Below are 21,361 nucleotides of genomic sequence, written 5' to 3'. Positions count from 1 at the left end.
GAATATGAATTGAAAATGAATAATAATAGGAAGGTTTTGTTTATTTTAAATAGTCGCGATAAGATTAGAAATTCTTCAGTTAGGTATTTAAATTCATTAAAGATTGAATATGATTGGAATTTACAAGTACGAGCTGATAGAAAAAAATTATTATCGATAATGCAAAAAATAAATTTAGAATCTAAATCAGAATGCCAAAGAATTAAAAAAGAAAATAATGAGTTAATCCGGGTTAATCAATTGATTAATCAATATGCGAACGCTACAGAGGAGCGGTATGAAAAAGTCTATCATCAAAAAGATGATATTCTTTTAGCGATTATTGATGCTAAGGATAACGTCAATAGTCAGCTAGCGGATGCCTTTGTAGCTTCATTAGCGCATAAGAAATATAGTAAAGTTCGGCGAACTCAATTAGTTAATCAATTGATTAAGCGTCGCCAAATGCATCATACGCCACCAAGTGAGGTTAAGATCCTAAAGCGTTTAATGATAATTTCAGAAAAAATCATCGATAAATATTTAAAAAATATTTCTAATTATAAATTAGCCTTGAAGGACCATGAAATGGTTAATCAAATTATGTCGATAATTTTACAACTAAAGACGGCTAAAATTGATTACTATGCTGAATTTGAAAATTTACTAATTAGTATTGAGGATGCTATTCAAAATTATCCGGTGATTGATGATCGTGATCGCATTAATTTAAAAAATGCCATTTGTGAAGCTAAAAAGCAAAATTTAAAAGCGGATAATGCTTCCAGTATCAAGGCTAATATTGATGAAATTAATGCGAATTTAAAAAGATTAATTAATACGATCAATCGCTGTGGAAAATTTACGGTGCTGAATCAGGACCTCAACCAGTACTATTTGTCAGTAGATCATCTATTAAGTAATTATCAACAGATCTATATTGTCAAAGAACGCCAAGCGATTTAATAAAAAAAGCTAACTAGATACTAGTTAGCTTTTTTATTTAGATAAATTTTGATACTTAGCGGTCCATTGATGGTTTTTGATAGCTTGGGTAACCTCTTTAACGGGTTGTTGATTCATATCTTCATCAACAGCGGCTTGAGCAACCGCTTGGGCGATGGTTTGAGAAAATTCAGTGAGACGATTTACAGGAGGTAGTACGGCTGCTCCCGGTTCTGAAGCATCGACGATTCCACCTAAAGAATGTGCTGCTGCCGAAATCATCCCGTCAGTCAGTAATTTAGCATTAACGGCAATAGCTCCCAGACCTAATCCTGGATAGATTAAAGCGTTATTGGCTTGACCAATCTGGTAAGTGGTTCCTTTGTATTCAACTGGTTTAGAAGGGATTCCTGTAGCAATTAAGGCTCGACCATCCGTCCATTGAATTAAATCTTTAGCCGTGGCTTCAGTTAGCTTAGTAGGGTTAGAGATGGGGAAAATAATGGGACGCTTAGTATGGTTAGCCATTTCGGTAACGACTTCTTGAGTAAATGCTCCGGCAACGGTGGAAGTCCCAACCATGATAGTAGGGTGGACGGCTTTAACGACTGATAGTAAATCGGTGAGTTGTTGATCATTGGTAAATTCGCTACGTTTACGAGCAAATGGTTTTTGAGCCGGAGTTAAAGTAGGATCATCATCAAATAATAAGCCTTGTTTATCAACTAAATAAAATCTAGATTTAGCCTCTTTAGGAGTTAAACCTTGTTGAAGCATTTCTTGATAAATTCGGTTAACGATTCCTGCCCCAGCTGTTCCGGCACCAAAAGAAAGATAAATTTGATCAGTTAGTTTTTCTTTAGAAATATTTAGGGCACCTAAAATTCCGGCTAGGGTAATAATTCCAGTACCTTGGATATCATCATTGAAAGTAAGAATTTTATCTTTATAGCGATTCAAAATTTGGTCAGCGTTACGACGACCAAAGTCTTCAAAGTGAAGATATAAATTAGGAAATTGATTTTCAACAATCTCGACAAAGCGATCCACAAATTGATCATAAGTTGGTCCGTAGATCCGTTTGTGACGATTACCTAAATATAAATCGTCATTGAGTAATTTTTCATTATTAGTGCCGGCGTCTAAAACTACGGGTAAGACTTTAGCCGGATCAATCCCAGCTGCAGCAGTGTATACCATGAGTTTACCTACAGCGATATCTACCCCGTTAGTTCCCCAGTCACCAATTCCTAAAATTCCTTCGGCATCGGTAACGACTATCAATTGAATGTCACGACCATTGGCTCCGTTGATAATGGCCTCTTCCATATGTTCTTGATCATCAATTGATAAAAAGACGGCGCCTTGGGATTGGACATATAAATTACTGTAATGCTCAATTGTATCAGCAATCGTAGGATCATAAACGATTGGCATAAATTCCGCAACATGCTTACTAAACAAATAATAAAATAGTGTGCGATTTTCATTAAAGATTTGCATCAGATATAGACGCTTTTCTAGTGCAGATGACTTATGCTGATATTCGGCATAGCTTCGGATTGCTTGAGTATTAATATCTTCAATAGCTGGTGGCACTAAACCATTTAATTTAAATTTATCGCGTTCAGTGGCAGTAAAAGCAGTTCCTTTATTTAAAAATGGATTTAGTAAAATTTCTTCAGCTTGCATAGTTCGGCTTCCTTTTAAGTAGATTTAATTTAAAATTCTTTGCTAGTATATTCTAAATAAAAAATAATAGTCAAATGGTGCTTTTTTGATAAAATATACTTATCACGGAGGACAATAATGAATACCAATGATTTTAGATATTTTTTGAAATTAATCGAGTTAAGAAATTTTCGGGCAACGGCCAGATACTTTGGAGTTTCCCAACCGACGATATCGTATGCTATTAAACGCTTAGAAGCCTTTTATGGTATGCAATTAATTCAACGCCAGCGCGGACAAACGATGATTATCACCTTGGCAGGGTGGCGGCTAAATGAACATTTGAAAAGGGTAGTAAGAGAATTAGATTTAGCTAAAATCGATATTGAAAGTTTAGATAATCCAAAAGTAAAATTTGGAATACCCCCAATGATTGGCAATGTGTATTTTTCTAGTTTGGCTGAATCCTTAAAAGCTGAACGAATTCTATCCAAAATTGAATTAGTCGAAGATGGTTCGCAAGAAATCCTAGAGCAATTAAAAAAAGGTAGAATTGATTTGGCACTGATTGGAACAAGACAGCCGATTAATGATGTAGCTTTAAGCACCATTCCCATTACTAAACGTACAATTAGTATTGTGGTTAGTGAACATGATGAACTGGCCCAATTAGATCAAGTGGATTTTGCTGATTTAGCTAATGAACCCTTTGTTATCTTTAACTCAGGCTTTGTTCACAAACAAATTTTTGATGAATTGTGTGCGACTACCGAGGTTTATCCCCAGATTTTACAACAGACTAATGATTTATCAATTTTGAAAAATATGATTGCAGAAAATATCGGAATTAGTTTGTTAGCCGATGTAGCAATTAGTCCCTTTGATGGAATTAAAAATATTCCATTAATTAATTCAGTCCCTGATTTTTATATTTCGTTAGTCTACCGTAGAAATTATCAGTTAACTAAGGTGGAACAACAGTTAATTGAAATCACCAAGCAAATTAAATAAAAAATCCCAATTACTTAATATAGGTAATTGGGATTTTTTTATTTAGTATGTTTAATAATTTTAGCCGGATTACCAGCAATAACAGTATTATCTGGAAAATCTTTAGTAACTACACTACCAGCCCCAACGACTACGTTATTTCCGAGGGTCACTCCGGGAAGTAAGATTACCGAACCGCCGAACCAACAATCGTCACCAATGGTAATTGGCAAATCATACTGCCAACCGGCCCGTCTTAAAAGTTTATTGGAGGGATGGTGGTTAGGCGTATATAACTGGCAATTTGGACCAATGAAACAATTTTTACCTATAGTAATTTTACCAGCACTTAATATCTGTAAATTGGCATTGATAAAGGTTCCATCACCTATATAAAGGTTTTGTGGATATTCAATGCCGGAAATGGGAAAGTAAATTTCGGCGTTATCGGCGATATGAGGAGCGATATCACTTAGCATCTTACGCGCATTGACGTCGTCGACTTTGGCCACATCGTTAATTTGTTGAATTACTTGAGCACTATTTTTAACGATTGCTTGTAGTTTAGGTTCATGGCCATATTGGTACCAATCGCCATCCGCTAATTTTGCAAAAATATCTTTCTTGCTTAATTCGTCAATATTTGGCTCACTAGGTTGTTTATTTGTCATAATGATCTCCTAAATTAAAACGTAATATGATAGTCGATTTCATGGGCAACGGTGTCACCTTTTGGTAAAACAATGTCACCAAAGTCATTAAAACGAGTAGCATCAGGTAAATTTTGTGCTTCTAAAGCTACTCCTTCATAAGGCATTCCTAAACCATTAGTTTTAGTTAGATTCATATGGTCGTGGGTAAATGAATTGGCGGTGAAGACTACCAAACCATTTCGATCGGAATTAATCGTGACACTACGTCCAGAATTGGGATCACTTAATACCGCAATTCCTTGGCCTTGATTGGTTTCATTAATTTTGAAAATATCATCGAAACCTTTTTCTTTGGTATTTTGCATTGCTTCAATAGCTTTACCTAAACTGGTAGGTTTTCGAAAATCAAATGGTGAATTATCAACGTCAATAAATTCACCGGTAGGCAACTTATTAGCATCAAAGGCTAGATGAGTGTCGGCATCAACCATTAATTCGTGATCCAAAATAGTATCTGAATCGCCTAAATTAAAGTAGGTATGATAAGTCGGATTAAACACCGTATCTTCATTTAAAGCGGTAGCAGCTAGTTCGATTTTAACTGTATTATCTTCAGTTAATCGATAAGTGATGGTGACATCAATATCACCAGGAAATTGATCCTCGCTGTGACGTTGGAGGCGGTGAAATTGAATCGCAGGAATGCCAGCTTCGTCAATGATTTGGCTATCCCAGATGTGGGTGTTAAAACCATGAGGACCACCATGTAAGGTAGTAGTACCTTCATTAGCTTCTAATTTATAAGTTTTATGATTTAATTCTAGTTCGGCATTTTTAATACGACCGCCAGTTCTACCGATGGCCATTGATACATAGAAGGGATTTTGGAGATAGTCAGCCGCGTTAGGATAATTTAAGACGATATTAGAAAGTTTGCCTTGTTTATCTGGGGAAATGATTTCATAGAGAGTTGCCCCAAAACTAAGTGCTGAAACCGTAACGTTATTGCCGTTACTTAATGATAATTTATCAATTTTTTGTCCATTATAATCACCGAAATACGTAACATTTGCTGAAATGGTATTTGTTAACATAATTAATTCTCCTTTTGGTAACGTTTTCAATATAATCGTAAAATATTGGTACGGATAAGTCAATTAATGAATCATATTTTAGCTAAATAATGAAAAAAACTTGATAAAACCAATAAAAAATTGAATAAATCGGAATTGTTTTTATAACGTTTTAACAGTTAATTTAGCAAGGATGCTAAATTAACTGTTAAAAATTGTACGTATAAATTTAAATGAAAACGCTTGATTTATTATGATAAATATTTTAAACTACAGATATTGAAATATGAAACTACTTCCAAGAACGCTTTTATTTTTTTTAATTATGTTTGTAAGCGGTTTTATAAAAATTAATTCGTACTTTGTTAGTTGCAATTATTAAGGGAGGAACAATTATGAAAAAGGAAAAGAAAATATCTAGTGCCTTTATTTATTTCTTCGGTTCATTTGGGGGAATTTTGTTTGGTTATGATATTGGTGTTATGACCGGGGCATTACCATTTCTACAAACAGATTGGCATTTAGCAAATGCACCAACTATTACAGGGATGATTACTTCAGCCGTTATGTTCGGGGCCATTTTTGGGGCTGCGATTGCGGGACAATTATCCGATAAATTAGGTAGAAGAAAAATCATTTTGATTTCATCATTGATTTTTGCATTAGGAGGAATCTTATCTGGATTAGCTCCTAATAATGGCTCAATTTACTTAATCATTGTTCGAACTATTTTAGGTACAGCCGTCGGAGCTGCTTCGGCTTTAGTTCCTACTTACATGTCAGAAATGGCTCCTGCTAAAGCGCGTGGTAAGCTTTCTGGTTTAAATCAAACCATGATCGTTTCTGGTATGTTGATTTCTTACATTATGGACTTCTTACTAAAAGATTTACCTGAAAACTGGGCCTGGAGAACTATGTTAGCCTTTGCGGCAGTTCCTGCCTTGATCTTATTCTTTGGAGTTTTAAGATTACCTGAATCACCAAGATTCTTAGCTAACTTAGGAAAAGTTGATGAAGCTAGAGAAGTTTTAGGTATTTTACGTTCAACCGATCAAGAAGCTGATGAAGAATTAGCTAACATTCAAGTTACTTCTAAAGAAGAAGCTGATGCTGCTAAAAACACTTCATGGAGTACCTTATTCTCTGGTAAGTATCGCTACTTAGTTATTGCAGGGGTTGGGGTTGCAGCCTTTCAACAATTCCAAGGTGCCAATGCAATTTTCTACTACATTCCATTAATTGTTGAAAAAGCAACTGGTAGTGCTGCAAGTAATGCTTTGATGTGGCCTATCATTCAAGGTGCCATTTTAGTTATTGGTTCCTTAGTCTTCTTACCACTAGCTGATCGTTTTAACCGTCGTACTTTATTAACACTGGGTGGAATTGTTATGGGAAGTTCATTTATTCTTCCTTCATTACTTAAAATGATGATGCCTAACATGAACAACATGATTATTGTAGCTTTCTTATGTTTATACGTTGCCTTTTATTCATTTACTTGGGCTCCACTTACTTGGGTTATTACCGGAGAAATGTTCCCACTACAAATTAGAGGTCGCGCTTCTGGTTTAGCTTCATCATTTAACTGGATTGGTTCATGGTTAGTTGGTTTATTATTCCCAATTATGACCGCTGCTATGTCACAAGAAGCTGTGTTTGCTATCTTTGGAATCATTTGTCTATTAGGTGTTATGTTTGTTCGTTTAGCAGTTCCCGAAACTCGTGGTCGTTCACTTGAAGAAATTGAAGAACAAGGAACTAATAAACATCACTCTTCTAAAACTGTTAGCGCTAAAAGTAAATAGGAGGAATTCACAATGAATTTAATCGAAACTTCTAAAGCAATCTCCAATGGTGAAATCACCCTTGGACTAGAATTAGGCTCAACTAATATCAAAGCCGTTTTAATGACGGATGATTTTAACACAATCGCTAGCGGTAGTTATAACTGGGAAAATCAGTTAGTCGATGGAATCTGGACTTATTCAATGGATGAAGTTTGGCACGGAATTCAAACTAGTTATACTCAATTAGCCGCAGATGTTCAAAGCAAATACCATCAAGCAATTACTAAAATTAATGCAATCGGAATTAGTGCTATGATGCACGGTTACCTTGCATTTAATCAAAATAATGATTTATTAGTTCCATTTAGAACTTGGCGAAATGCCATTACTGGCCAAGCTGCTGATGATCTTACTAAGTTATTTGACTTTAACATTCCACAACGTTGGAGTGTGGCTCATTTATATCAAGCAATTTTAAATGATGAAGAGCACGTTAAAGAAATTGATTTTATTACTACTTTAGCTGGATATGTAACTTGGAAGTTGTCCGGTGAAAAAGTCTTAGGAATCGGGGATGCCTCCGGGGTATTTCCAATTGATTCCAACACTAAGACCTATGATCAACGCATGCTTAACCAATTTAATGATCTAGATCAAGTTAAAAAATACGATTGGAAAATTGATGAAATTTTACCAAAAGTGTTAGTTGCCGGCCAACAAGCTGGTCAATTAACTGAATCAGGTGCTCAGTTACTTGATTTAAGTGGTAATTTACAAGCCGGTAGTGTCATTGCACCACCTGAAGGGGATGCCGGTACTGGAATGGTTGGTACCAATAGTGTAAGAAAACGTACGGGAAATATTTCAGTTGGTACCTCAGCCTTTTCAATGGTGGTTTTAGACCAAGAATTAAAAGCGGTGCATAAAGATATTGATATGGTAACTACTCCGGATGGATCACCAGTTGCAATGGTTCACGTTAACAATTGTTCATCAGATATTAATGCTTGGGTATCATTATTTGGTGAATTTGCTCAACGACTAGGGATTGAGGTTAATCCCAACAAGCTTTATGGAACATTGTTCTTAGAAGCAACTCGTTCAGATCCTAATGCCGGGGGACTAGTTAACTATAGTTATCTATCTGGTGAAAATATTACTAACATGCCAGAAGGTCGACCATTATTTGTGAGAACTCCCAATAGTGAATTTAATTTACCAAACTTTATGTTAACCCAGTTGTATGCAGCCTTTGCACCACTAGAAATTGGGATGCATATCTTAACTGAGGACGAGGGAATTAAAACAGACGTAATGGTTGCTCAAGGTGGTCTATTTAAGACTCCCGTAGTTGGTCAACAAGTCTTGGCCAACGCCTTAAATATTCCAATCACCATCATGCAAAATGCTGGTGAAGGTGGTCCATGGGGAATGGCCGTCTTAGCTAACTTTGTTAAAAATGGTAACGGTCAAAGTCTAGAAGATTTCTTAGATTCACAAGTCTTTAGTGATCCGGAATCAATGACTCTTAGTCCCGAACCTGCTGGAGTTAAAGGTTATCAAGAATTTATCACTAATTATCAAGCCGCTTTACCAGTTGAAGGCGAAGCAGTTAAAACGCTTAAAAATTAAAACTTACGGAGGCTATTATGTTAGAAAAGCTTAAACAAGAAGTTTACGATGCCAATATGCGTTTACCTCAATTAGATTTAGTAACTTTTACTTGGGGAAATGTATCTGGAATCGATCGAGAAAAAGGGTTGTTTGTAATCAAACCTTCTGGAGTTGAGTACGGTGATTTAAAACCATCTGATATGGTCGTAGTTAATTTAAAGGGTGAGGTTGTCGAAGGGGATATGAATCCCTCATCAGATACACCTACACATACTTATCTTTACAACCATTTTCCAACAATTGGTGGAATTACCCATACGCACTCTCCATGGGCCGTCTCGTTTGCAGCTGCTAAGTTGGATATTCCAGCCGTAAGTACCACTCATGCTGATACTTTCTATGGTGATATTCCATGTGCTCCAGCCCTAACCGATGCCCAAATTAAAGAAGGGTATGAGTTAAATACCGGGATCGATATTGTCAATGAATTTGAACAACGCGGAATCGATCCAGATGCAGTTCCGGCTGTCCTAGTTAGTCAACATGGTCCATTTGCTTGGGGACCAACTCCGGATAAATCAGTTTATAACGCTAAAGTATTAGAAGTCTCAGCCGAAATTGCTTATCACGGATTACAACTAACTAGAGATGAGATTCACGTTCCACAATATCTTTTAGATAAACATTATTACCGTAAACATGGTGCTAACGCTTATTACGGTCAAAATAATGCTAAATCTAAAGAACATGCTACACACAAATAGGTTTTAAAATTTAAAAAATAAATTATCTAATAAAGGGGATTATGATTATGATGAACACACAAAACTACAAATTCTGGTTTGTTACAGGTAGTCAATTTTTATATGGTGAAGACCAATTAAAACAAGTTGGTGCGGATGCTGAAGATATCGTAAAGAAATTAAATGCAACTGGTAAATTACCATACGAAATTGTTTATAAAGGCGTAATGACTACTGCTGATGGTATTACTCAATTTATGAAAGAAGCTAATTACAACGATGAAGTTGCTGGGGTAATGACTTGGATGCATACTTTCTCACCAGCTAAAAACTGGATTCGTGGGACTGAATTATTACAAAAACCATTACTTCATTTAGCTACTCAATATCTAAACAATATTCCTTATGACACCATTGATTTTGATTACATGAACTTAAATCAAAGTGCTCATGGTGATCGTGAATACGGATATATCAATGCTCGCTTAGGCATTAACAACAAAGTAGTTTATGGTTACTGGGGTGACGAAGAAGTCCAAGCAGAAATTGCTTCATGGGAAGATGTAGCCGTAGCTTACAACGAAAGTTTCAAGATTAAAGTAGCTTCATTTGGTGACAAAATGAGAAACGTTGCCGTAACTGATGGTGATAAAGTTGAAGCTCAAATTAAAATGGGCTGGACTGTAGATTACTTTGCAGTTGGTGATTTAGTTGCTGAAATGAACAAGGTTTCTGATGCCGATATTGATAAAAAATATGCTGAATTAGCCGAAATGTATACTATGAACCAAGGTGACAACTCTAAAGAAAAATACGAACACGCAGTTAAATATCAAATTCGTGAATACTTCGGTTTGAAACGCTTCATGGATGATCGTGGTTACACTGCTTACACTGATAACTTCGAAGATCTATACGGCATGGAAGAATTACCAGGATTAGCAACTCAATTATTAATGGCTGAAGGTTATGGATTTGGTGCCGAAGGTGATTGGAAATCAGCTGCCTTTGGTCGCTTATTAAAGGTTTTGAGCCACAATAAACAAACCGCCTTTATGGAAGACTACACTTTAGATTTACGTAAAGGTCACGAAGCTATCTTAGGTTCACACATGCTTGAAGTTGATCCAACATTAGCATCTGATAAACCAAGAATTGAAGTTCACCCATTAGACATTGGTGGTAAAGAAGATCCTGCTAGATTAGTATTTACTGGTACCGAAGGAGAAGGGGTTGACGTAACTATTTCAGACTTCCGCGATGGCTTTAACATGATTAGTTATGCAGTTAACGCTAACAAGCCAGAAAAAGAAACTCCAAACTTACCAGTTGCTAAACAATTATGGACTCCAAAAGTTGGTTTAAAGGCTGGAGCAACTGCATGGATCCATGCTGGTGGTGGTCACCACACCATCTTCTCATTAACTATTACTGAAGAACAATTAGCTGATTTAGCCGTAATGTTTGGCATTAAATCAACCCAAATTGATTAATGATTAAGTAAAAAGACTTCAACCTAATTATAGGTTGAAGTCTTTTTTTGAAGACATTTGAAGACATCTGCATGTTTTACTGGCATAATGTTATATATAAGTAATTCGATATTTGATAAATTGGAGCTACCTAAAATGATAACCAAATATGAACGAGTAAGACAAGATTTAAAAGAAAAAATTACCTCAGGGTACTACGCTATCAATGATAAGTTACCCACGGAATCTGAATTGATGGAAAAATATTCGGTCAGCCGTTATACAATTCGTCGGGCAATTGGCGATCTAGAAAATGATCACTATATTTATCGAATTCAAGGTGGGGGGATGTTTGCTGATGACTGGAAACAAAAAAATATCAGTCCAACCGATAAAAAATTTATTGGTATTTTATCCACCCATATCGCTGACTATATTTTTCCTAATATTATTAGTGGCGTTGATCATACAATTACCGATAACGGTTATATGACCGTTATTAGCAATACTCATAATGATCCTAAGCGTGAGCGTGAGGCTTTGCTAGCAATGCTTGATCGAAATATTGCGGGCTTAATTATTGAACCGACTCAAAGTGCTTTGGAAAGTCCCAATCGCGATTTATATAAACGGATTGAGGAGCTACAAATTCCAACTGTATTTATTAATGCCATTTATCCAGGCATGGAAGATAACTTTTTATCAGTCACCACTAATGATAGAAGTGGGGAAAAGCGCCTCACTAATTATTTAATTGAACAAGGACATAAGCGTATCTTGGGAGTCTTCCAAGTTGATGATATTCAGGGAATTAATCGAATGGATGGTTATCTATCAGCTTACCGGGAAAATCCGGATATTTTTATCCAATCTCAAGTACTAATGTACCAATCTTCTGATAAATTAAACGACGTTTTTAGTCGCATTGAAGGTTATCTAAATAGTGAAAATGCTCCTACTGCCATTGTTTGTTACAACGATAAACTAGCTATTCAAATTATTGATTTAATCCGTTCCCTTAATCTAAAAGTACCGGATGATATTTCAGTAGCTGGATTTGATAATTATCAATTAAGTCAGTATATTGATCCTAGTTTAACTACTCTAACTCATGAAAAAGAAAAAATGGGTCATGATGCTGCCGAATTATTATTAGATCTAATCCAACATCGTAAAGATATTAAATCAATTAGCTATGATCCAGAATTAATTATTAGAAATTCCACTAAATAATAAAAAGACCAAATTGCTTTTAAGCAGTTTGGTCTTTTTTGCTATAGAAAACTTTCATTTCAATATCTTGAGGATAATTACCAAATCCGGCTCCAAAAATGGTACAACCACCTTTATGTTTGGCACTATTTTTAATTTGAAATCTGATGGTGATGGTATCAGATTCGTTTTTTATGTCTTTTAGAGAAATATCTGATAAAGGTTGTCCATCTAGATAACTTCCATGATTAGTAACCCGAAAAGTTTTTAAAATTCCGTATTGATTAACGTTATCAGGGACCCAATCAGGAGTGAACTTCCCACGAGTATCGGAGAAATCTCCCGGACTAGTCCAAAAGCCGATTTCCTTATCATTAATAAATACAGAAATATCACTAGGCCAGGCGTTATTGGAAAATGGGAATTCAGACCCTAATTCGGCAGAAATGTCTAACATTTCAACGTGATTAATATTTTCAAAATACTTGGGAAATTGATATTCTACATAGCCATTATTCCACCAAATCATTTGAGCGTTGACTCGTTTAGGATCCATAAAATAGGTTGGCTGATCGACTTTACCAATAAAGTTATGTTCGCCAGCTAATCCACAAGATGGTTTAACAGCATATCCAGTGTATTGACCTACTGGCACTCGAACTGTGTAGGAAGAAAAATCCGGATAAACCTTTTTAGGAAAACTAATGTGGATGTTATCGATATTTAGAATGGATAACTTACGATGACCCCGGTATCGAAATTTAATGATGTTAGCATCTGCTAATTTGTTTAAATGCATTAAAACAATGGAACTACTAATCCCTAGTTCGGATGATAAATCTTGAACACTCATATTTCTGGTTGATAGTAAGTCGATGATTTTTAAACGTACTTCACTAGCCAGTGCTTTATATACGGGAAGTGAAGCTTGAGAAATGTCTAAATCCATTTTTATCCGGACCCCTTTTAAACGGAAAATTTATAAAAATATGAATTCAATTATGATAGCGCTTTAATTAACTGTGATTAGTATAACATAAATGTTAATTGTACATAAAAAAATCCAAAAACTTCTCTTCAAAATATTGAAAACGATTACATATAATTTTATGATTAATTTGTAAAAATAATTTATACGTATAAATAATAAAAATTTTGAAAGGTTTAGAGGAAATATGACAATTAAAAGTGATCAATACATTAATCCGTTGATTGTGCAAAGAGCAGATCCATATATCTATAAGCATACCGATGGTTACTACTATTTTACTGCTTCGGTACCTGCATATAATTTAATCGAAATTAGAAAGTCCAAAACATTAGCTGGTTTGGCTCACGCCGCCCCCAGAACCGTCTGGCGTAAGCATGAAACTGGTGAAATGAGTCAATTAATTTGGGCACCAGAATTACATTATATCGATGGCAAGTGGTTTATTTACTTTGCTGCTTCGGACACGACTGCGTTTGATGAAAATGGAATGTTTCAACACCGCATGTTTTGTATTGAATGTGATCAAGCCGATCCGATGGCTAGTGAAGATGATTGGATAGAACATGGCCAAGTCAAAACTCCCATGGATACTTTCGCACTAGATGCAACTTGTTTTGAACGGGATGGAGAATTGTACTATGTCTGGGCTCAAAAAGATCCACAAATTGCTGGTAATTCTAATCTTTACATAGCTCAAATGGAAAATCCTTGGACGCTAAAAACTCAACCTGTAATGATTTCTAAACCGGAATATGATTGGGAAACTAAAATCTTTTCAGTCAATGAAGGTCCGGCGGTTATTCATCGAAATGGTAAATACTTTTTAACTTATTCAGCTAGTGCAACAGATGAAAATTATTGCATGGGAATGTTAAGCATCCCAGAAGATGCGGATTTATTAAATGCTAATAATTGGTCAAAAACTGATCAGCCGGTATTTCAAAGTGACATGGCAGAACATCAATATGGTCCGGGACACAATTCTTTTACAGTGGCTGAAGATGACCAAACGGATATCTTAGTTTACCACTGTCGTGATTATACCGATATTAAAGGCGATCCATTATATGATCCTAATCGTCACACTAAGATCCAAGTGTTTAATTGGAATGCTGACGGGACACCTAATTTTGGCAAACCCGTACCTTATAACTATCAATAAAAAAGTAAAAGAAGGGGAAGAATATGGATACAAATGAACCAAGTACTAATGAAGGAGCAGTAACTGGAACTGATCCTAAAAAAATGCAATCAATTGATCAAGCAAGCAGCTCTAAACATGGATCTAACTTTTGGGGGTTTCCATTAACCCACTTTAGTTATTTCTTTATTTGGGCCGTTATTAATGGGTATTTAACCCTTTGGATGGAACAAGTTGGCCACCTCAATGGTGCTGAATCCGGAGCGGTATTTTCAATGATGGCGGGAATTTCATTGATTTATCAACCATTCTTTGGTGTAATTTCAGACAAGCTATTGTTTAAAAAGAATTTAATTTTAACTATTGCGATTGCTGGAATCTTTATTGGTCCTTATTTCCAATGGCTATTTATGCCTTTGTTAAATATTAATTCTTATTTAGCCGCTATTATTACCGGAGCGTTTTTAAGTTTTGTGCTTAACGGTGGTGTATCAGTTATTGAGCAATATGTTCAACGAGCAAGTCTAGCTAATCATTTTGAGTATGCTCACTCGCGAGTAGGTGGTTCAGTAGCCGGAATAGTAGCTGCCTTAGTTGCCGGAAGATTATTTATTTGGAGTCCTAATTCAATTTTTTGGATTTGTACTTTAGCTGCCATTATTTTGGTAGGATTATTAGTATTTTCTGACAAAATTAATCTTAACAATGCGTCAGCTGCAGGAGATACTTCAGATTCGCTTAATTGGAAGACGGTTCTTTCCGTATTTAAGTTAAAAAATCTTTGGGTACTAGCTATCTTTTACATGGGTGCCTCAGCTCTATATGACGTATTTGACCAACAGTTTATTATTTTCTTTAAAACTTTCTTTCATACCGCAGCACAGGGAACTTTAGCCTATAGTTATATGACCTCGGCACAAACTGCCATAGAATTTTTACTAATGTTTCCTATGCCGTTAATTATTAATAAAATTGGTTCAAGAAATGGACTAATTATTTATGGATTTATCACAGCTATTCGAATCATTGGTTCAGCGCTATCACCAAACTGGATTTGGATTATTGGCTTTAGATTATTAGCTGGTTTAGAAATGCCACTATTATTAACTTCAATTATGAAATACATTGCCGGAGCGTTTGACATTAGATTATATGCAACCATTTATGCGTTGGCATCTAACTTCGCTAAACAAATTTCGGTATTTATTTTCTCTTCAGTTGCTGGTGGTTTGTACGATTCAATAGGTTATCAACACACTTATATTTACATGGGAATTGTGGTAGCTGTAATTACTATTTTTGCCATGTTCTTCTTGAAAAAAGAAAATCCGGTACAGGCTGGAGAACGAGATTCTGAAGGTCATGTATTAAGATAAAAAAATCCGTTGCGATTAAGCAACGGATTTTTTTATTGGCTAGAATTATGAATATTAATATTGGAAAGCTAAATCAGTTAGTAAATTGATTAATTATCATATAATAACGACAAGGAAGTTGTAGTGATTATTAAGAGGAGGTAAGCAAATGATACTAGGATTAGTGACACTAATAATCTTAATGGGCGGATTAGTGATGGGCTATCATCAAGGGTTTATCAGTCAATTTGTCCAAATTATTGCCTTATTCCTAGCATTTATATTTGCCATATACTATTTTCAAACATTATCTGAAGTAATTATTCAACTGACTAGAAAAGTTTTAAAAATTTCCATGGATGTTCAATGGATCTATATTATAAATATCTTAGCCTTTTCGTTAATGTTTAGTGTTAGCTATTGGATTTATTTGGCGATCGGTAGCTTACTAGGTTCACTCACTAATTTACCGATTATTAATTTTACAAATTCACTGTTGGGTGCAATGATTGGCGGCTTAAAACGCTATTTATTAATTTTTGTTTTGTTAAATATATTATTAGCAACCCCCATAACTTGGTTTAAGCAACAATATCAAGAAATCCCCATACTTCAAACAATCGTAAAAAATACCCCTATTTTATCAAAATTAACCTTTGATAAATTCATTTTACAAGTAAAAGAAGGGGATTAAATGAAATGGTTTAGACGAATTTTGGTTTTATTAGTTTTAGGACTTTCTTTAAATATGTTTGTCCAGCCAAATTCGGTTAAAGTTATTGGAGAACGTATTAGAAGCTTAATGGTAATTCCGACGATTTTTAAAACTGAAATCAATGCAACTATTGCTAGCCAAACCGCCATTAAAGACACTAGTGATAATACGCCAATTGAAACCGTGGTTAATGGAAATCGGCTTAAACGACAATATAATTATTATTTCGCTAAAAATGTTCCAATTCCTGTGAAAAAAGTGTTCTTTAAGGCAGTTTCAAAATATAATCAGCTTCATATAGTGAAACTAAATTATGAAAAAAAGGCGTTAGATAATCAAAAAAATCAAATAAAATTTTATGTATACGATAAACCTGGTGAAAATGACAATGGAACTATTGAATTAGGTTTAGGAGGTCCGCAGATATACCCACTAATTGGGGGCAATGGATTTGCGATCAATCATGGAGAAGCAGGCTTAAATATCCAATATACTGAAAGTATTCAAGAGTCGGTTGCCATGCATGAAATTGGTCATGTCTTAGGGTTGGATCACAGTTATAGTCGTAGTTCAATAATGTATCCGATCGATCAAGGTCATACCAATTTTTCACCAATGGATTTAAAAGCACTACATGAAATTTATAAATAAAAACGACTTCCGATTGGGAAGTCGTTTTTATTAGTTATTAATCCATTTAGCAACTTGGTCGGCGAATTCTTGACCTTGTGGGAAGATTCCAAATTTATCTAAGAATGCGTGAGTCATCCCACGATAATTTGAATAGTAGGTGGAAACTCCATTGCCAGCTAATTTTTTAGCATAGGCATAGCCAGAAGGTCTTAAGGGATCGAATTCGTCGGTAGCAATGAAGGCTTTAGGCATGTGTTTATAATCTTCATCAGACATGTTATATGGTGAAAATCTAGGATCTTTGGCATCACCACCATTAATATAAACATCTACAATGGCAGGCATTCCTTTAGATGAAAAGACACTATCATTTTGATATCTAGTTTGCATGAAGCTATCTAAATGATATTTTGATTCAGGCCAAGAAAGTTGATCATTAGTAGTTTTATCTAAAGTAACACAGGGATAACACATTAATTGATGAGTTACATATTTATTACCAGCTTTTTGATCCATATAGGCTACTGCGGCTGCGACATTTCCACCAGCACTATCACCATAAACGGCTACGGTATTGGTATCAACGTGGAGATTCTCAGCATTTTCAACAATAAAGTTTAAAGCTTCAAAACAATCATCTGTTAAAGTAAAGCCCGGATATTCTGGAGCAAAACGGAAATCGACATTAAAAACTCGTAAGTGTGCTTTTTGGGCAATATATTTACAGAAATTTTCATTGACCAAAACGTTACCGCCAATCCAGCCACCACCATGGTAAGCAATAAAGGCGCCTAATTTTTCGTTAGGATCTTTAAGTTCGGGAGTATAGACACTAATTGGAATTTCATTAGTGTCGGTGTAAATCTTGGTAGTGGTTACGCCGTTGGAAATGTCTACCCCCATTGATCCCATTTGATCACGCCATTGGAAACAAAATTGTGCTGAGGGACTGTCGGGTTTAGGGCCGTTAAAACGTTTCATAATTTCAGATTCCGGTGCAAAGGGGCCCCCATTATCTTGCATGAAATGTAGATTAAAATCATCTACTGAGTATTCGGCAACTACTGAAGTATCCGAAACTACTCGATTCATGACCCCATTTTCATCTTTTTTAAAATCTGGGCTTTTACGTAAACGATTTAATTTATTATAGTAGTCTTTTGTTGTTGGTGTCCAAGTTAACATAATAAAATCCCCCTAAAGTATTTGTTATGGCTATTTTAAACGAGATATTTGAAAATTTGGTGTAATTTGATTATTAAGTCGTTTTGATGGATTATTATAATATCTTTAGATATAATGGCATCACAAAATAGTTAATGGGGTGTTATTATGAAAAAAATAAGTTTTTTGTTAGCTAGTGCTGCAGTCTTTGGAATGATTACAGCTGGACAAAGTGTATCTGCTAAAAGTTATGCAACTGTTAAAACTAATGAGTACATGAAAACTAGTGGAACTACCCGTAACGTATTACCAACTGGAAGTAACGCATTATATACTAAGGCTGGAACCCTTAAAGGGGCAAAATTAATATTAACCAAATCACAAATGAACAATTTAAAAAACTCATCGTCATCTAAAAGCTATTTTAGAGCTTATAAAATAGCTACTACTTCTAGAAACAGTGTTTATTACAAAGTAGTTAGTTTTGATGGTAAATACCGTGGCTGGGTGTACGGTGGTAGCAAGACAAATCAATTTGGCGGTGGAATTAAGTATGCTAATACCACTAAGAAGGTTGATAGTTCTAAATTAACTGGCGATTACTATTTTAAAAACGATCCTGCAGCGGTAACTAGAAATTATCCTACGATGACACAATATAAGGTTAAAAAAATAGTTACTAATCCGCAAAAATATTTAAACGTACCCTTAAAAGTCAATAAAGCCGCTCAACGTACCAAAGAAGGTAGCATTTATTATTATGTAAGTAGTGATAAATACCCTGAGGTAAAGGGTTGGATTTGGCGCGGTTATCTAACCACCAAAAATGACAGTTCAACTGATAAAAATATTGTCTCCTTTAACGCCTTATCCAGTACGGATGTAGTTGTAAAGGTTAAGGGACTTAGTTCAGATAAAGAGTATATGGCTCGTTATGTTTATAGTAATCAAGTAAAGACGGCTAATGCTTATCAATATGATGCTAATGATAAGAGTGCAAGTAATCAAGCTAAAATTAAACAGGCTTTAGGGGATGGAACTCGATTAGATCTAGGCGATAATTTACCAACTGGGGTAGTAAAAGTTAGCTTTGATAGTCAAGGAAAAGCCATCGTTACAATTGTAGGTGATGGAACTGAATTACCTGACAGTGATTACACTTTGGCGGGTAATAGGGATGCCATTAATAGTTTTAATGGATCACCTAAACACTTACCAATCTTTTCTAATGCTACTGATCAAGAAGTAGCTCAAAAATTATTTGGTCAAAGTGAAGCACCAATTTACTATTCTTATACTGATAGTAATGGTAAGATCAATAAGTCGTTAGTAACAATGGAAGTTAAGCGAGATAGTGACGGAAATATTACCAACATTTCGATTAATTTTGCTTAGTATAGAAACTAATTAAAAAGATAGTCCTAAGGGGCTATCTTTTTAATTTGGTAACAAATTTTATTGAAAAATAATTTATTATTGAGATAACAAAATTGTAATAAAATTTAGTTTAGGGTATATTATTTTTGTATCAAAATATTTATAAATGGGGAAGGATATATGAAAAAAATATTAAAATTTATGCTATTAGCATTTAGTTTAATACTAGTTTTTAGTAGTTTTGGGGGTAATTTAGAGGCCAGTGCTAAGACTACTAATTTAAACCAAACTAAACAAATTTTATCTAAGCACTATCGCTTTTATCGAAGTCCCACAAAATTAACTAAAGCTAGCAGAACTTCAACAGCCTATTATCTAAAAAGAGTTCATGTTAGCAAAGAAACTCATAATAAACATGGGTATTTTTACAAAGTTGACTACCAAGGTAAACAATTTGGTTGGATTAAGCGCGGAGCTTTTTATACCAAGATATATGAAACTTGCAATTATCGTTATAAGTTAACGATTAATAGTACTAATACTAAATTATATTCAGCACCTGCTAGTGTTTTGGGGGATAAACGTTTGGGCACAGTTAAAAGCCTAAAATTAAGTAAATACATAACAGGTATAAAACGTGATGATTTAAATAATAATAAAAGTTGGGGTTACATTAGTTTTAAACAACACGGTAAAACTTATTGGGTTAAGGCCCAAGCGGTTAAGTTTAGAGATTTAAACGCCCTTAAGGGGAATAATAAAAAGGTCGAAAAAGCCATTGCCACTGGTTTAAAATTAGTTGGTAAATCACCTTATAATTGGGGCGGCGGTCGTAACTCCTATGATATTGCGCGTCGATCATTTGATTGTTCTTCTTTTATTCATTATATTTACGCTAAAGCTGGCGTACGTTTGGGTAACACGGCTACAGCTACTACATATTCGGAAGTTAAATTAGGTAAAAAAATTAGCTATAAGAATATGAAACGTGGTGATATTTTCTTTTTCACAGCACCAGGTGAAGGAGTAAATTGTCACGTAGCGATATATTTAGGTAATCATTTGTTCTTACATGATTCACCGGCTTCAGATACTGGTGGGGTAGGAGTTTCCTCTCTTTTACAAAAAGAATGGAAATCATACTTTAATTATCGCATTCGTCGAGTAGCATAAATAAAAAACCTATTACTAATTTAGTAATAGGTTTTTTATTTATTGATGGCTAATCAAGAGCAAAATTAAACTAATTATTGCTGGTAGTCCTTGGGTAAAAATAATTTTTTTATTAGCCGTGATGGCTCCAAATAATGCTGCAATAATAACAAATACGATAAATAGTAATAAACCTGGATAGATAGCATCAACGGGAAAAGCAAAGCGCACCAATAAAATTCCTAGCCCAATAAAACCATTGTATAAACCTTGGTTTTGCATACTAACTTTGGCTTCGGGTTGATTTAAGTAATCTAAATCAAGATCAAAAGCTTTTTGAGCTAATTTAGAAGTACTCCCAAACATCTCTAATAACATAATGAAAAGCGCCTCGACGGCAACAAAAATAATCATAATATCGGAAATTAATTTTAACATTTTTAATCCTCCCGGAAATGATTGCTTTAAATTTAAAAAGTGTTATCATTGTTAAAAATATTATAACAGTAATAGGAGAATTGAATTGATCATTACCTTATTATTCATTTTAATAATGATATTTTTTATTAAAATGTTAGGGTCAACTTTAAGAATTTTACCAATTATAATTTTAATGATTTTAGGATTTTTATTGATTAAGTGGTTGGTGTTACCAATCATTGTAATTATGGGAATTGCATTTTTAATTCGCAAT

General features: G+C 34.7%; 20 protein-coding genes. 13 read left to right on the top strand and 7 right to left on the bottom strand.

What is annotated here, in order from left to right; all coding sequences use genetic code 11:
• Positions 1–9 precede the first annotated feature (9 nt).
• Entirely contained in the window at positions 10–945 is a 936-nt protein-coding gene (locus LHL71_RS05655; RefSeq protein WP_227360829.1) for a hypothetical protein, read from the top strand.
• 33 nt (positions 946–978) lie between these two features.
• Here the strand turns inward: LHL71_RS05655 and LHL71_RS05650 are convergent, their stop codons facing one another.
• Entirely contained in the window at positions 979–2,616 is a 1,638-nt protein-coding gene (locus LHL71_RS05650) for a malolactic enzyme (protein ID WP_227360828.1), read from the bottom strand.
• Between the two features lie 117 nt (positions 2,617–2,733).
• Between LHL71_RS05650 and LHL71_RS05645 the strand changes: the two genes are divergently transcribed.
• Complete coding sequence (locus tag LHL71_RS05645) at positions 2,734–3,606, top strand: LysR family transcriptional regulator (RefSeq protein ID WP_227360827.1); 873 nt, start codon at positions 2,734–2,736, stop codon at positions 3,604–3,606.
• Positions 3,607–3,644: 38 nt separating this feature from the next.
• On the opposite strand, the gene LHL71_RS05640 is transcribed toward LHL71_RS05645, so the two are convergent.
• Positions 3,645–4,256 (bottom strand): sugar O-acetyltransferase, encoded by a 612-nt coding sequence (locus LHL71_RS05640; protein WP_227360826.1) that lies wholly within the window; start codon positions 4,254–4,256, stop codon positions 3,645–3,647.
• 14 nt (positions 4,257–4,270) lie between these two features.
• Positions 4,271–5,332: an aldose epimerase family protein gene (locus LHL71_RS05635; protein ID WP_227360825.1), complete on the bottom strand. Its 1,062-nt coding sequence runs from the start codon at positions 5,330–5,332 to the stop codon at positions 4,271–4,273.
• Positions 5,333–5,706: 374 nt separating this feature from the next.
• Here LHL71_RS05635 and LHL71_RS05630 point away from each other — a divergent pair, with 374 nt between their 5' ends.
• The 5 genes from LHL71_RS05630 (at position 5,707) to LHL71_RS05610 (ending at position 12,160) form a co-directional block, all read left to right on the top strand.
• Positions 5,707–7,116, top strand: a complete 1,410-nt coding sequence (locus LHL71_RS05630; protein ID WP_227360824.1) for a sugar porter family MFS transporter — start codon at positions 5,707–5,709, stop codon at positions 7,114–7,116.
• A gap of 12 nt (positions 7,117–7,128) precedes the next feature.
• Positions 7,129–8,730, top strand: a complete 1,602-nt coding sequence (locus LHL71_RS05625) for a xylulokinase (protein ID WP_227360823.1) — start codon at positions 7,129–7,131, stop codon at positions 8,728–8,730.
• Between the two features lie 17 nt (positions 8,731–8,747).
• Positions 8,748–9,476, top strand: coding sequence for an L-ribulose-5-phosphate 4-epimerase (locus tag LHL71_RS05620; RefSeq protein WP_227360822.1), 729 nt, complete (start codon positions 8,748–8,750; stop codon positions 9,474–9,476).
• Positions 9,477–9,523: 47 nt separating this feature from the next.
• Positions 9,524–10,948, top strand: a complete 1,425-nt coding sequence (araA, locus tag LHL71_RS05615; RefSeq protein ID WP_227360821.1) for an L-arabinose isomerase — start codon at positions 9,524–9,526, stop codon at positions 10,946–10,948.
• 135 nt (positions 10,949–11,083) lie between these two features.
• Positions 11,084–12,160, top strand: coding sequence for a GntR family transcriptional regulator (locus tag LHL71_RS05610; RefSeq protein ID WP_227360820.1), 1,077 nt, complete (start codon positions 11,084–11,086; stop codon positions 12,158–12,160).
• A 19-nt stretch (positions 12,161–12,179) separates the two neighbouring features.
• Here LHL71_RS05610 and LHL71_RS05605 read toward each other — a convergent pair whose 3' ends face one another.
• Positions 12,180–13,088: an ArsR/SmtB family transcription factor gene (locus LHL71_RS05605; RefSeq protein WP_227360819.1), complete on the bottom strand. Its 909-nt coding sequence runs from the start codon at positions 13,086–13,088 to the stop codon at positions 12,180–12,182.
• Between the two features lie 226 nt (positions 13,089–13,314).
• Between LHL71_RS05605 and LHL71_RS05600 the strand changes: the two genes are divergently transcribed.
• The 4 genes from LHL71_RS05600 to LHL71_RS05585 all read left to right on the top strand — a co-directional run bounded on the left by LHL71_RS05600 (position 13,315) and on the right by LHL71_RS05585 (position 16,992).
• Positions 13,315–14,292 (top strand): glycoside hydrolase family 43 protein, encoded by a 978-nt coding sequence (locus LHL71_RS05600; RefSeq protein ID WP_227360818.1) that lies wholly within the window; start codon positions 13,315–13,317, stop codon positions 14,290–14,292.
• Between the two features lie 83 nt (positions 14,293–14,375).
• Entirely contained in the window at positions 14,376–15,647 is a 1,272-nt protein-coding gene (locus LHL71_RS05595) for an oligosaccharide MFS transporter (RefSeq protein WP_227361622.1), read from the top strand.
• A 148-nt stretch (positions 15,648–15,795) separates the two neighbouring features.
• Positions 15,796–16,320 carry a CvpA family protein gene (locus LHL71_RS05590; protein WP_227360817.1) on the top strand — a complete coding sequence of 175 codons (525 nt, stop codon included), beginning with the start codon at positions 15,796–15,798 and terminating at the stop codon, positions 16,318–16,320.
• Positions 16,321–16,992 (top strand): M57 family metalloprotease, encoded by a 672-nt coding sequence (locus LHL71_RS05585; protein WP_227360816.1) that lies wholly within the window; start codon positions 16,321–16,323, stop codon positions 16,990–16,992.
• Positions 16,993–17,022: 30 nt separating this feature from the next.
• Here the strand turns inward: LHL71_RS05585 and LHL71_RS05580 are convergent, their stop codons facing one another.
• A complete protein-coding gene (locus LHL71_RS05580; RefSeq protein WP_227360815.1) occupies positions 17,023–18,159 on the bottom strand; it encodes an alpha/beta hydrolase fold domain-containing protein in 1,137 nt (378 codons plus the stop codon).
• A 147-nt stretch (positions 18,160–18,306) separates the two neighbouring features.
• On the opposite strand from LHL71_RS05580, the gene LHL71_RS05575 reads away from it, so the two are divergent.
• Positions 18,307–19,533 (top strand): hypothetical protein, encoded by a 1,227-nt coding sequence (locus LHL71_RS05575; RefSeq protein ID WP_227360814.1) that lies wholly within the window; start codon positions 18,307–18,309, stop codon positions 19,531–19,533.
• A gap of 162 nt (positions 19,534–19,695) precedes the next feature.
• Positions 19,696–20,688: an NlpC/P60 family protein gene (locus LHL71_RS05570; RefSeq protein WP_227360813.1), complete on the top strand. Its 993-nt coding sequence runs from the start codon at positions 19,696–19,698 to the stop codon at positions 20,686–20,688.
• A gap of 39 nt (positions 20,689–20,727) precedes the next feature.
• Here LHL71_RS05570 and LHL71_RS05565 read toward each other — a convergent pair whose 3' ends face one another.
• Both LHL71_RS05565 and LHL71_RS05560 read right to left on the bottom strand, forming a co-directional pair.
• A complete protein-coding gene (locus tag LHL71_RS05565) occupies positions 20,728–21,105 on the bottom strand; it encodes a DUF1304 domain-containing protein (RefSeq protein ID WP_227360812.1) in 378 nt (125 codons plus the stop codon).
• Positions 21,106–21,165: 60 nt separating this feature from the next.
• Positions 21,166–21,360, bottom strand: a complete 195-nt coding sequence (locus LHL71_RS05560; protein ID WP_227360811.1) for a hypothetical protein — start codon at positions 21,358–21,360, stop codon at positions 21,166–21,168.
• Between the last annotated feature and the right edge of the window lies 1 nt (position 21,361).

Source organism: Lentilactobacillus laojiaonis (assembly GCF_020616595.1).
GTDB classification, from domain to species: domain Bacteria; phylum Bacillota; class Bacilli; order Lactobacillales; family Lactobacillaceae; genus Lentilactobacillus; species Lentilactobacillus laojiaonis.
Note: the sequence above shows the minus strand (reverse complement) of the source record. Positions and strands in the feature narration are given on the sequence as shown.

Excerpts from the sequence above, each read along its gene's own strand:
- LHL71_RS05645 (WP_227360827.1), top strand. The coding sequence starts at position 2,734 with ATGAATACCAATGATTTTAGATATTTTTTGAAATTAATCGAGTTAAGA.
- LHL71_RS05565 (WP_227360812.1), bottom strand. The coding sequence starts at position 21,105 with ATGTTAAAATTAATTTCCGATATTATGATTATTTTTGTTGCCGTCGAG.
- LHL71_RS05625 (WP_227360823.1), top strand. The coding sequence starts at position 7,129 with ATGAATTTAATCGAAACTTCTAAAGCAATCTCCAATGGTGAAATCACC.
- araA (WP_227360821.1), top strand. The coding sequence starts at position 9,524 with ATGATGAACACACAAAACTACAAATTCTGGTTTGTTACAGGTAGTCAA.
- LHL71_RS05605 (WP_227360819.1), bottom strand. The coding sequence starts at position 13,088 with ATGGATTTAGACATTTCTCAAGCTTCACTTCCCGTATATAAAGCACTG.
- LHL71_RS05580 (WP_227360815.1), bottom strand. The coding sequence starts at position 18,159 with ATGTTAACTTGGACACCAACAACAAAAGACTACTATAATAAATTAAAT.
- LHL71_RS05590 (WP_227360817.1), top strand. The coding sequence starts at position 15,796 with ATGATACTAGGATTAGTGACACTAATAATCTTAATGGGCGGATTAGTG.
- LHL71_RS05570 (WP_227360813.1), top strand. The coding sequence starts at position 19,696 with ATGAAAAAAATATTAAAATTTATGCTATTAGCATTTAGTTTAATACTA.
- LHL71_RS05610 (WP_227360820.1), top strand. The coding sequence starts at position 11,084 with ATGATAACCAAATATGAACGAGTAAGACAAGATTTAAAAGAAAAAATT.
- LHL71_RS05595 (WP_227361622.1), top strand. The coding sequence starts at position 14,376 with ATGCAATCAATTGATCAAGCAAGCAGCTCTAAACATGGATCTAACTTT.
- LHL71_RS05575 (WP_227360814.1), top strand. The coding sequence starts at position 18,307 with ATGAAAAAAATAAGTTTTTTGTTAGCTAGTGCTGCAGTCTTTGGAATG.
- LHL71_RS05585 (WP_227360816.1), top strand. The coding sequence starts at position 16,321 with ATGAAATGGTTTAGACGAATTTTGGTTTTATTAGTTTTAGGACTTTCT.
- LHL71_RS05600 (WP_227360818.1), top strand. The coding sequence starts at position 13,315 with ATGACAATTAAAAGTGATCAATACATTAATCCGTTGATTGTGCAAAGA.
- LHL71_RS05635 (WP_227360825.1), bottom strand. The coding sequence starts at position 5,332 with ATGTTAACAAATACCATTTCAGCAAATGTTACGTATTTCGGTGATTAT.
- LHL71_RS05620 (WP_227360822.1), top strand. The coding sequence starts at position 8,748 with ATGTTAGAAAAGCTTAAACAAGAAGTTTACGATGCCAATATGCGTTTA.
- LHL71_RS05640 (WP_227360826.1), bottom strand. The coding sequence starts at position 4,256 with ATGACAAATAAACAACCTAGTGAGCCAAATATTGACGAATTAAGCAAG.
- LHL71_RS05650 (WP_227360828.1), bottom strand. The coding sequence starts at position 2,616 with ATGCAAGCTGAAGAAATTTTACTAAATCCATTTTTAAATAAAGGAACT.
- LHL71_RS05630 (WP_227360824.1), top strand. The coding sequence starts at position 5,707 with ATGAAAAAGGAAAAGAAAATATCTAGTGCCTTTATTTATTTCTTCGGT.